9 protein-coding genes and 1 pseudogene are annotated in these 10,267 nt (G+C 71.7%); 2 read left to right on the top strand and 8 right to left on the bottom strand.

Annotation, left to right across the window (positions count from 1 at the left end; all coding sequences use genetic code 11):
* The 3 genes and pseudogenes from L2I40_RS11840 to L2I40_RS11830 form a co-directional block, all read right to left on the bottom strand.
* Window positions 1–352: pseudogene (locus L2I40_RS11840) on the bottom strand (hypothetical protein); the annotation flags it as partial.
* A complete protein-coding gene (gene argS / locus L2I40_RS11835) occupies window positions 349–2,133 on the bottom strand; it encodes an arginine--tRNA ligase (protein ID WP_237215158.1) in 1,785 nt (594 codons plus the stop codon). The pseudogene L2I40_RS11840 and the gene argS, both read right to left, overlap by 4 nt.
* Before the next feature lie 76 nt (window positions 2,134–2,209).
* Entirely contained in the window at window positions 2,210–3,370 is a 1,161-nt protein-coding gene (locus L2I40_RS11830; RefSeq protein WP_237215160.1) for a deoxyguanosinetriphosphate triphosphohydrolase, read from the bottom strand.
* Window positions 3,371–3,486: 116 nt separating this feature from the next.
* On the opposite strand from L2I40_RS11830, the gene L2I40_RS11825 reads away from it, so the two are divergent.
* Together L2I40_RS11825 and L2I40_RS11820 are read left to right on the top strand one after the other, a co-directional pair.
* Window positions 3,487–3,831 (top strand): HesB/IscA family protein, encoded by a 345-nt coding sequence (locus L2I40_RS11825; protein ID WP_237215157.1) that lies wholly within the window; start codon window positions 3,487–3,489, stop codon window positions 3,829–3,831.
* A gap of 51 nt (window positions 3,832–3,882) precedes the next feature.
* Window positions 3,883–4,653, top strand: a complete 771-nt coding sequence (locus L2I40_RS11820; RefSeq protein ID WP_237215159.1) for an exodeoxyribonuclease III — start codon at window positions 3,883–3,885, stop codon at window positions 4,651–4,653.
* 3 nt (window positions 4,654–4,656) lie between these two features.
* On the opposite strand, the gene L2I40_RS11815 is transcribed toward L2I40_RS11820, so the two are convergent.
* The 5 genes from L2I40_RS11815 to L2I40_RS11795 form a co-directional block, all read right to left on the bottom strand.
* On the bottom strand, window positions 4,657–4,917 hold the full coding sequence (locus L2I40_RS11815; protein WP_237215156.1) for a hypothetical protein: 261 nt from the start codon (window positions 4,915–4,917) through the stop codon (window positions 4,657–4,659).
* A gap of 141 nt (window positions 4,918–5,058) precedes the next feature.
* Window positions 5,059–6,777, bottom strand: a complete 1,719-nt coding sequence (gene ilvD, locus L2I40_RS11810; RefSeq protein ID WP_237215155.1) for a dihydroxy-acid dehydratase — start codon at window positions 6,775–6,777, stop codon at window positions 5,059–5,061.
* A 109-nt stretch (window positions 6,778–6,886) separates the two neighbouring features.
* Window positions 6,887–7,072, bottom strand: a complete 186-nt coding sequence (locus tag L2I40_RS11805; protein WP_237215154.1) for a hypothetical protein — start codon at window positions 7,070–7,072, stop codon at window positions 6,887–6,889.
* A 12-nt stretch (window positions 7,073–7,084) separates the two neighbouring features.
* Entirely contained in the window at window positions 7,085–9,781 is a 2,697-nt protein-coding gene (locus tag L2I40_RS11800) for a valine--tRNA ligase (protein ID WP_237215153.1), read from the bottom strand.
* Window positions 9,782–9,869: 88 nt separating this feature from the next.
* Window positions 9,870–10,267: DUF2497 domain-containing protein (locus L2I40_RS11795; RefSeq protein WP_237215152.1), on the bottom strand; the 398-nt coding region annotated here is incomplete at its 5' end.

Raw genomic sequence — 10,267 nt, 5'->3', positions numbered from 1 at the left:
GGAGGGCGATGTGCAGCCCACAAACGACGGGCGCCTCGGCGCCCGGTGCCACGGCCTGCGGCCGCCCCTGCTGGCCGGGGGATGGCGGGCGCTGGCCCGGACGCTCCAGGATCAACTCGGTCTGGTTGGGGACGCGCAGCCCGCCGGGATCGTCCGGCCGCACCTTGAAGGGCCGCGGGTCCGCCTCGACCACCGGTACGCCGCCCATCCCGCCGACCTTGGACACCGCCCACCAGCCCGCCGCACCCAGGGCCGCGATGCCCAGGATGCCGCCAGCGATGGCCAGCATCCGCCAGGGGACGGACGAGGGCTCGCGCGGGATCCGATAGGACGGGACGACCGCTTCGCTCATCGCATCTCCTCGACCGGCTCCACCCCCAGCACCGCGAGGCCCGAACGGAGGACGGTGGCCGTGGCGGCGACCAGCGCCAGACGCGCGCGCGTCGCCTCCGGCTCCTCCGCCCGGATGAACCTCAAGGTCGAGTCATCCCGACCCCTGTTCCACAATACATGAAAGTCGCCGGCCAAGTCTTGGAGGAAAAACGCGATTCGGTGCGGCTCCCGCGCCGCAGCAGCGGCCTCCACGGTGCGCGGCCAGGCGGCCATCCGCCGGATCAGCGCCAACTCGGCCGGGTCGCCAAGCGCTGCCAGGTCGGCCGCCGCGAGATCGGCCACCGCCGGGTCGCCGGCCTGGCGCAGCACCGATCGGCAGCGGGCATGCGCATATTGCACATAGAACACCGGATTGTCGCGGGTCTGCTCGACCACCTTGTCGAGGTCGAACTCCATCTGCGCGTCGGCCTTGCGGGTCAGCATGGTGAAGCGGACCGCGTCCCTGCCGACCTCCTCGATCAGGTCGCGCAGCGTGACATAGGTGCCGGCGCGCTTCGACATGCGCACCGGCTCGCCGCCCTTCATCACATGCACGATCTGCGTCAGCACCACGTCGAGCGTGACGCCGCGATCCGACAGCGCGGCGACGGCGGCCTGCATGCGCTTCACGTAGCCGCCGTGGTCGGCGCCCCAGACCTGGACGAGCTGCGGGAAGCCGCGCGCGATCTTACCGAGGTGGTTCGCCACGTCGTTGGCGAAGTAGGTGCCCGAGCCGTCCGACTTCCGCAGCGGGCGGTCCACGTCGTCGCCGAAGGCGGTGGCGCGGAACAGGGTCTGCGGGCGCGGCTCCCAATCGTCCGGCGTCTTGCCCTTCGGCGGCTCGAGCACGCCGGTATAGATCAGCTCCTTCGCGGCCAGCTGCGATTCCGCCTTCTCGAGCCAACCTTCGGCGACCACCGCGCGTTCGCTGACGAAGACGTCGTGGCGGACGCCGAGTGCCGCGAGGTCCTCGCGGATCGCCTCCATCATCAGGTGCACGGTGGTGTCGCGCACGACCTCGAGCCAGACATCTGGGCCGGCGGCGGCATAGCCGAAGACGCCATCGTGGGATGCCAGCGCATCGCCGTGGCGTTCCTTGAGCGCGGCGCCGACGGGGATCAGGTATTCGCCGCGGTACTGCAGCCCGCCGGGGACCGACTGCGCGTAGTGGTCCTCGGTCATCGAGGTGCCGAGCGCCTGAAGGTACCGCCAGTAGGCGGCATAGGCGAGCGCGAGCACCTGCGCGCCGGCGTCGTTGATGTAGTATTCGCGCGTCACGTCGTGGCCGGACTTGGCCAGCAGCCCGGCCAGCGCATCTCCCACCACGGCGCCACGGCAATGCCCGACATGCATCGGCCCGGTCGGATTCGCCGAGACGTATTCGACGTTGACGCGAACCCCCTGCCCCATGGCGCTGTCGCCATAGGCCTCGCCGCTCCGCAGGATCGCCGGCACCTGGGCGCGGAGAAAACTCTCGCGCAGGCGGAGGTTCACGAAGCCCGGGCCCGCCGGCGCCGCCTCGGCCACCTCGGGCAGCGCCGCGAGGCGGGCGGCGAGTTCCGCGGCGAGCTTCGGCGGCGGAACCTTCGCGGCCTTGGCGACCACCATCGCCCCGTTGGTCGCCATGTCGCCATGCGCCGGGTCGCGCGGCGGCTCGGTCTGGACCTTGGCGAAGGCCTCGTCCGGCAGGTCCGGGAGAATGTCGCGCAGCGCCGCCACGGTGCGGGCGCGCATGGCGGCGAAGATGTCGTGGCTCGTCATGGCGCGACCGCTTTAGCCTCTCCCCGCCAGGGTCGCCATGCCCGGCGCGTCGCTGGGAACGGGCCCGCGGCCGCCCTCAGCCCGGCACGGTCGGGTCCGTCAGCCGCTTGTGCTCCTCGAGCGCGTAGCGGTCGGTCATGCCGGCCAGGTAGTCGCAGACCGCCGCGGCCGCCGCCGGGCTGCCCGGCTCCCCCGCCCGCGCCTGCCACCAGGGCGGCAGTTGGCGCGGCTCGCCATGCAGCAGGGTGAAGAGCATCTGCAGCGCCCGCTTCACCTTCTGCGTCGTCCGGTTGACCCGCCAATGCCGGTACATCCGCGCAAAGAGAAAGGCGCGCAGCGCGTTGTTCGCCTCCATCATCGGCTCGGAGAAGGCGACGACCGGGCGGTCGGCGGCGCGGATGTCGTCGGCGCTCTTCGGGTCGAGGGCCGCAATGCGCCGCCGCGTCTCGGCGACCACGTCGTTCACCATCGCGTTGATCACGCGCCGCACCGTCTCGCTCGTCGCGCGGTCGCGCGGCAGGCCGGGATTCTCGGCCCGCGCGCGCTCGAAGGCCTCGGCGACCAGGGGCAACGCCGCTGCCTCGTCGAGCGTGAACATCCCCGCCCGCACGCCGTCGTCAAGGTCGTGGTTGTTGTAGGCGATGTCGTCCGCGATGGCGGCGACCTGCGCCTCCGCGCTGGCATGGGTCGAGAGGTCCAGCGCTTGCCGCCGGTCGTACTCGGCGATGTAGGGCGGCGGACGGCGCAGCGGGCCGTTGTGCTTGGCGAGCCCCTCAAGCGTCTCCCAGGTGAGGTTCAGCCCGTCGAAGCCGGCATAGCGCGCTTCCAGCAGCGTCACCGCCTTCAGGGACTGCGCGTTGTGGTCGAAGCCGCCATGGGGCTTCATCATCGCATCCAGCGCATCCTCGCCGGCATGGCCGAAGGGCGGGTGGCCGAGGTCATGGGCCAGCGCCAGCGCCTCCGCCAAATCCTCGTCCAGCGCCAGTTCGCGCGCGATGGAGCGCGCGATCTGCGCGACCTCGAGGCTGTGGGTCAGCCGCGTCCGGAAATGGTCGCCTTCGTGGTAGACGAAGACCTGGGTCTTGTATTGCAGCCGCCGGAAGGCGGTGGAGTGGATGATCCGGTCGCGGTCGCGCTGATAGGGCGAGCGCGTGCCGCCCGCCGGCTCCGCATGCAGGCGCCCCCGCGACTCGGCGGCGCGCACCGCCCAGGGTGCGAGGCCGTCCGGCAACCGCATCGGGTCCATGCCCGCGGGCCTAGCATCGGGCCCGCGGCGCCGTCCACACCCGCCTCCGAGTGTTGGAATCCCGCCCCCTCCCGCCCTATCTTCCGACCCGAGGAGATTGCACCGCCATGGACGCCGCCACGGCTCCCTTCCGCGTCACCCCCCGCGCCGCCGCCCAGGTGGCCGAGATCGCCGCCCGGGAGGGCAAGCCCGGCGCCGGGCTTCGGCTGGCGGTGGATGCGGGCGGCTGCTCGGGCTTCCAGTACCGCTTCGCCATCGAGGAGGCGCCGGCCGGCGACGACCTGGTGATCGCCGAGGGGCCGGCCCGCGTCTTCGTGGATCCGGTCAGCCTCGAACTGCTCGCCGGCTCCGAGCTCGACTGGACCGAGGCGCTGATCGGCGCCCATTTCGCCGTGAGGAACCCCCAGGCCGTCAGCGCCTGCGGCTGCGGGACGTCCTTCTCGGTCGGTTGATCCGGGTCGGTTGATCCCGGGGCGCCGCGCGGGCAGGTTCGCGCGCGCATGCTGACCCTTGCGACCTTCAACGTGAACTCGATCCGGAAGCGCGCCGCCCATGTGCGCCGCTTCCTGGAACGCCGGCAGCCCGACCTGCTCTTCCTGCAGGAACTGAAATGCCGCACGGAGGAGGTGCCGGCTCTGGAGTTCGAGGGGACGGGCTATCGCCTGCACGCCATCGGCCAGCAGGGCGGCCGCAACGGCGTCGCGGTGCTGGGACGCATCCCCTTCGAGGTGGTCGCCGAGGCACTGCCGGGCGACGGGTCGGACACCCAGGCGCGCTATGTCGAAGTCGCGGCGGCCGGGATGCGGGTCGCCGGGATCTACCTGCCGAACGGCAATTCCGGCGGCGACGAGGGCTACGGCTACAAGCTCGGCTGGATGGAGCGGCTGCGCGTGCTCGCGCAGGCGCGGCTCGATTCCTTCACGCCCTTCGCGATCCTCGGCGACTTCAACGTCTGCCCGACGGAGATCGACCTGGCGCCGGGCGCGCTGCCGCCCACCGACGCGCTGGTGCGGCCCGAAACCCGCGCCGCCTGGCGGGCGCTGGAGCATCTCGGCCTGACGGATGCGCTGCGCGCGCTGCATCCGGGCGAGCGGCTCTACACCTACTGGGACTACGGCGCGAATTTCGAGCTGAACCGGGGGCTGCGCATCGACCACGCCCTGCTCAGCGCGGACCTCGCGGAGCGCCTGTCGGGCGCGGAGGTGGACGTCGCGCCGCGCGCGGAGGACTCTCCCTCCGACCACACGCCGGTGCTGGTCACGCTGGATGCGTGACGCCTACCAGCGGCGATAGGGCCCCGACCAGGGACGGCCGTGCCAGCCCGGCGGCCGGCCGTAATAGGGCCGGCCGTAATAGGGGCGCGGGGCGTAGTAGGGCCGGTAGACCGGCGCCGGCCGATACACGACCACGGGCGGCGGCGCGTAATAGTAGGGCCGCGGCGCGACATAGCCGTAGGTGGGCCCGACATCGGCCGTGACCACGCAGCCTGGCAAGGCGGCCAGGGCGGCGAGCAGCACGAGCGGTCGAAGCCTGGGCATAGGGCGCTCCGGTGCGGCAGCCCGTTGAAGGGGGCGGCTGCCGAACACCTTACTGAACGCGGAAGAAAGGCCGAAGGTCGGGCGGATTCGCGGCAGCGGCGTGGCAGGCGCGGGCGAAGCGCCCGCGCCGCCAGTCCGGTGTCACTGATCGGCGTAGACGTGGCTCTCCTCGGCGGCGCCGGGATGGGTCACGGCCCCGTTCACGGCCGGCCCCACCAGCTGCGCGTATTTCCACAGCGCACCCGAGGTGTAGAGCGTCTTGCGCGGCTGCCACTTCGCGCGGCGGGCGGCCAGCGTCGCCTCGTCCACCAGCAGGTCGATGCTGCCCTTCTCCGCGTCGATCACGATCTTGTCGCCGTTCTCGATCAGCGCGATCGGGCCGCCCACCGCGGCTTCCGGTCCGACATGGCCGATGCAGAAGCCGCGCGTCGCGCCGCTGAAGCGGCCATCCGTGATGAGGGCCACCTTGTCGCCCATGCCCTGGCCGTAGATGGCGGAGGTCGTCGAGAGCATCTCGCGCATGCCCGGGCCGCCCTTCGGGCCCTCGTAGCGGATGATGATCACGTCGCCCGGCTTGTAGGCGCGCATCTCCACAGCCTTGAAGGCGTCCTCCTCGCAGTCGAAGCAGAGCGCCGTGCCTTCGAAGCGCAGGCTCTTCATGCCGGCGATCTTCACGATCGCCCCTTCCGGCGCGAGCGTGCCCTTCAGCGACACGACGCCGCCAATCGGGCTGATCGGGTCGGAGGTCGGGCGGACCACGTCCTGGTCCTTCGGGATGATCACCTCGCGGTGGTTCTCCGCAAGCGACTTGCCGGTGACGGTCATCGCGTCGCCGCGCAGATAGCCGCCCTCGAGCAGCGCCTTGATGATCACCGGCACGCCGCCGACATTGTAGACGTCGAGCGCGACGTACTTCCCGCCCGGCTTCAGGTCGGCGATGTGCGGCGTCGCGCGCATGATCTCGGCGACGTCGTGCAGGTCGAACTTGATCCCCGCCTCATGCGCGATGGCGGGCAGGTGCAGCGCCGCGTTGGTCGAGCCGCCGGTGGCCCCCACGATCGCCGCCGCGTTGAACAGCGCGTCCCGCGTCACGATGTCGCGCGGGCGGAGGTTGCGGCGGATCAGCTCCACCACCGCCTCGCCAGACTTCTCCGCCCAGTAGTCGCGCTTCTCGTCGGGCGCCGGCGCGCCGGCCGAGCCCGGCAGCGCGAGGCCGATCACCTCGGAGATGCAGGCCATGGTGTTGGCGGTGAACTGGCCGCCGCAGGCGCCCGCGCCGGGGCAGGCATGCTGCTCGAGCTCGAGCAGCTCCTCGTCCGACATGTTGCCCGCGGCGTGCTGGCCGACCGCCTCGAAGACGTCGAGCACGGTCACGTCGCGGCCCTTGTGCCGGCCCGGCATGATCGAGCCGCCATACATGAACACGCTCGGCACGTTCAGGCGGATCATCGCCATCATGAGGCCGGGCAGCGTCTTGTCGCAGCCGCCGAGGCCGACCAGCCCGTCATAGCAGTGGCCGCGCATCGTCAGCTCGACCGAATCCGCGATCACGTCGCGCGAGGCGAGCGAGGCCTTCATGGACTGGTGGCCCATGGCGATGCCGTCGGTCACTGTGATGGTCGTGAACTCGCGCGGCGTCGCGCCGGCGGCCTTCACGCCGACCTTGACCGACTGAGCCTGGCGCGAGAGGGCGATGTTGCAGGGTGCCGCCTCGTTCCAGCAGGTGGCGACGCCGACGAAGGGCTGCTCGATCTCCTCCTTCGTCAGCCCCATCGCGTAGTAGTAGCTGCGATGCGGCGCGCGCTCCGGCCCCACGGTCGTGTGGCGGCTCGGCAGCTTCGACTTGTCCCACTTGGTCATGGCTGGCGGTCTTTCCTGAGCAACCGGGGCGCCGCCCCTCCCCGTCCGAGGCCCGCCCTGTCGGGCGACTGCCTGCCACATCGCGGCGCCGCGGGTAAGGGGGCGAGGCCTATCCCGTCGCCAGCAGGAAGCCGACGCCGCCCACGAGCCCGATCACCGCGCCGATCGCCTGCGCCTGGGCGCGGGTGAAGCGGCGGCCAAGGATCTCCTGCTTCGGCATCATCTCGGCGCAGATGATCACCGGCGCCGAGAAGATCACGATCGCCACCAGCAGCTTGATGGTGCCCGCGTCCACCGGCGCCCTCCCCTACCCCGCGATGCGCGCGAGCGCGGCGTCGAGACGCGCCATCTCGGCCTCGGCCGCGGCGAGGCGCTCGCGCGTCTCCTCCACCACCTCCTCGGCGGCGCGCGAGACGAAATCGGCGTTGCCGAGCTTGGCCGAGAGCTTGCGGGCCTCGCCCTCCGCAGTCCCGCGCGCCTTGGCGAGCCGCGCGCGCTCCGCGCCGAGGTCGATCACCTCCGCCAGCGGCAGCATCACCGTGACTTCGCCGACCACGACCTGCGCCACGCCCCTGGGCGGCGCGCCGTCGAGCGGGCGCACCTCGGTGGCTCGGGCGAGGCGCCGGATCGCGTCGATCCAGCGGCCCGCGCGGTCCAGCGTCGCCGGCGCCGCGCCCTGCAGCAGCAAGGGCACGGTCACGGAGGGCGGCACGTTCATCTCGGACCGCGCGGCGCGCACCTCGCCGACCAGCGCGACCACCCAGTCCAGTTCCGCCCGCGCCGCCTCCGCATCCGGCACCGGCACGGAATCGGGCCAGGCGGTGCGGATCAGGCTGCCTTCCGGCCCATAGCCGAAGCGGTGCCAGAGCTCCTCCGTGACGAAGGGCATCGCCGGGTGCAGCAGGCGCAGGATGGTGCCGAAGACATGGCCGGCGGCACCCTTCACCTCGTCCTTTTCCGCCCCGTCCGGCCCGTTCAGCACCGGTTTCCCGAGCTCGATGAACCAGTCGCAGAAGCTGCCCCAGACGAAGGCATAGGCGGCCGCCGCATATTCGTCGAAGCGATAGGCCTCCAGCGCCGCGGTGCACGCCGCCACCGCGCGGTTCGCGCCGTCCAGGATCCAGCGTGCGAGCGGCGACGTGGCGCTTGCCGGGTCGAAACCCTGCGGCGCGGCGATGCCGTTCATCTCCAGGAAGCGCGCGGCGTTCCAGATCTTGGTGACGAAGGCGCGATGGTCCTCGACGCGCTTGCGGCCGAGCTTCACGTCGCGGCCCGGCCCGGTCAGCGCGCAGATGGTGAAGCGCAGCGCATCCGCGCCATAGGCGTCGATCAGCTCCAGGGGATCCATCACGTTCCCCTTGGTCTTCGACATCTTCTGGCCCTTCTCGTCCCGCACCAGGCCGTGGATGTAGACCTGCCGGAACGGCACCTCGCCCATGAAGTGCTGGCCCATCATCATCATCCGGGCGACCCAGAAGAAGATGATGTCGAAGCCCGTCACCAGCACGCTGCCCGGGTAGTATTTCGCGAGCTCCGGCGTCTTCTCAGGCCAGCCGAGCGTCGAGAAGGGCCACAGCGCCGAGCTGAACCAGGTGTCCAGCACGTCCTCGTCGCGCCTGAGCGGCACATCGGCGCCGAACATCGCGCGCGCGGCGGCCAGCGCCTCCTCCTCCGTCCGCTCGACGAAGATGCTGCCGTCGGGGGCATGCCAGGCCGGGATGCGATGGCCCCACCAGAGCTGGCGCGAGACGCACCAGGGCTGGATGTCGCGCATCCAGGCGAAGAAGGTGTTCTCCCACTGCTTCGGCACGAACTCCGTCCGGCCGCTCTCCACCGCCTCGATGGCCGGCTGCGCGAGCGTCTTGGCGTCGCAGTACCACTGCCAGGTCAGCCGCGGCTCGAGCGGCACGCCGCCGCGGTCGCCATGCGGCACCTGGTGCGTGTGCGGCTCCGTCTTCTCGAGCAGCCCGAGTTCCTCGAGCTTCGCCAGCACCGCCTTGCGCGCGGCGAAGCGGTCCTGCCCGGCGAGGCCGCGGACGAAGTCCGGTTCGGCGATGCCCTCCACCGCGCGCAGATCGGCCTCGATCTCGGCCAGCGCGACGCGCGCCTCGGCATCCAGCACCGAGGGCATCGGCAGGCCGTGGCGCTTGCCCACCTCGAAGTCGTTGAAGTCGTGCGCCGGGGTGATCTTCACGGCACCCGTCCCCTTCTCGGGGTCGGAGTAGGTGTCGGCGACGATCGGGATCGGGCGCCCGACCAGCGGCAGCACGGCGCGCCTGCCGACGAGGTCGCGGAAACGCGGATCCTCGGGATGCACCGCCACCGCCGTGTCGCCCAGCATCGTCTCGGGCCGCGTGGTCGCCACCTGGATGAAGCGGCCCGGCTCGCCCTCGATCGGGTAACGCAGGGTCCAGAGACTCCCCTTCACCTCCCGGCTCTCGACCTCGAGGTCGGAGATCGCCGTCTGCAGCTTGGGGTCCCAGTTCACCAGCCGGCGGTCGCGATAGATCAGCCCCTGCTTGTGGAGCGTCACGAAGACCTCGAGCACCGCCTTCGAGAGGCCCTCGTCCATGGTGAAGCGCTCGCGTGGCCAGTCGAGGCTGGCGCCGAGCCGGCGCAGCTGGCGGGTGATGCTGCCGCCCGACTGCGCCTTCCATTCCCACACATGCGCCAGGAAGGCCTCGCGCCCCATGGCGCGCCGGTCCTGGCCCTGGGACGCCAGCAGCCGCTCCACCACCATCTGGGTCGCGATGCCGGCATGGTCGGTACCGGGCTGCCAGAGCGCGTCCCGCCCCTGCATCCGGCGCCAGCGCGTCAGCGTGTCCTGCACCGTCATGGTCAGCGCATGGCCGATATGCAGGCTGCCCGTGACATTGGGCGGCGGGATCATGATGACGAAGGGCGGCGCGTCCGAGTCAGGACGGGCGGCAAAGGCGCCGGAGGCTTCCCACAATGCGTAGAGCCGCGGTTCGACGGCCGCGGGGTCGAAGGTCTTGTCGAGCATGGCCGCATCCCTTCCGCGCCCGCGGCGGGAAGGTCAAGGGCTTACGCCGGCAAGGCTGCCCTTCGCGGCGCCGGCGCGTGGCGCGGTTTCAGGTCGCGCGGCTCACCACCCGCTCGATCTCGGCGCGCACCAGGCGCTCCACGATCGGCGGCAGGTGCTTCTCGAGCCACTCCTTGAGCAGGGGGCGCATCTCCTCCCGCACCAGGTCCTCGAGCGTCGGCCCGCCGCGTGAGACAGCGGCGCCGCGCTCCTGCGCGACCGCGGCCAGAAGCTTGCCGACCGTGGCGGAGGTGGCGGCCGCGACCGTCGGCGCCACCAGCCCGTCATTCCCCGCCGGGGCCGGCGGCGCAGCCTCCGGCGGCTTGGGCGGGGGGGCGGCCGGCGGGCCGGGCGGTGGCTGCACCATCATCGACTCCGTCAGTTGGATCGGACCCGGCGCCGGCGGGGCCGGACGCGGGGTGGCGGCCGGCGACGCCGATCCGCCCG

Source organism: Falsiroseomonas oryziterrae (assembly GCF_021864505.1).
Taxonomy (GTDB): domain Bacteria; phylum Pseudomonadota; class Alphaproteobacteria; order Acetobacterales; family Acetobacteraceae; genus Falsiroseomonas; species Falsiroseomonas oryziterrae.
This window is presented reverse-complemented; position numbering and strand designations above follow the sequence as displayed.

Bases quoted from the DNA above. Each gene is read 5' to 3' on its own strand.
- L2I40_RS11830 (WP_237215160.1), bottom strand. From the start codon at position 3,370: ATGCGGTTGCCGGACGGCCTCGCACCCTGGGCGGTGCGCGCCGCCGAG.
- L2I40_RS11815 (WP_237215156.1), bottom strand. From the start codon at position 4,917: ATGCCCAGGCTTCGACCGCTCGTGCTGCTCGCCGCCCTGGCCGCCTTG.
- L2I40_RS11825 (WP_237215157.1), top strand. From the start codon at position 3,487: ATGGACGCCGCCACGGCTCCCTTCCGCGTCACCCCCCGCGCCGCCGCC.
- L2I40_RS11800 (WP_237215153.1), bottom strand. From the start codon at position 9,781: ATGCTCGACAAGACCTTCGACCCCGCGGCCGTCGAACCGCGGCTCTAC.
- ilvD (WP_237215155.1), bottom strand. From the start codon at position 6,777: ATGACCAAGTGGGACAAGTCGAAGCTGCCGAGCCGCCACACGACCGTG.
- argS (WP_237215158.1), bottom strand. From the start codon at position 2,133: ATGACGAGCCACGACATCTTCGCCGCCATGCGCGCCCGCACCGTGGCG.